Raw genomic sequence first — 404 nt, 5'->3', positions numbered from 1 at the left:
ATCAATGGATGTATTCTGTCACACTTATTCATTAAGTCAATGGCAGTATCCCAAGTAATCAGATCAAAGACTTTGTCGTGACGGCGCAGCAAACACCATTCGGTCTTTGCGTCATTGTCGAACATCTGGAACGAGACCAAATCCCTGCCATCATCCAGACGAACCGTGCCGCCGGACGCGGTATGCATACCGGTCGGGGACTGCAAATCTACTAAATTTCTCGATATAGCGTCATTAACTTCACCTATTACCTCACTTGGAGACAAGAGATTCTGTACTCTTATTTGCCCTGCGAGAATCATTCTGAATTGGAAAATGGTCAATCCCTCCAGCCGGCCGCGGCCGAGCTCCAGCAGACCCAGCCCACGGGTTCGAAAGTCCTCATGTGGATGTTTGAGCGACAG

The 404-nt window shown here is 49.0% G+C and carries 1 protein-coding gene; it reads right to left on the bottom strand.

Annotation, left to right across the window (positions count from 1 at the left end):
- Positions 1-404 (bottom strand): hypothetical protein (locus tag P0D80_RS51335; RefSeq protein ID WP_408296672.1); only part of this gene is annotated, 404 nt, incomplete at both ends.

The sequence above is a fragment of the Paraburkholderia sp. RL17-373-BIF-A genome (assembly GCF_046030175.1).
Taxonomy (GTDB): Bacteria; Pseudomonadota; Gammaproteobacteria; order Burkholderiales; family Burkholderiaceae; genus Paraburkholderia.
The sequence above is the reverse complement of the archived record's forward strand: the minus strand, read 5'-3'. Positions and strand labels throughout refer to the sequence as shown.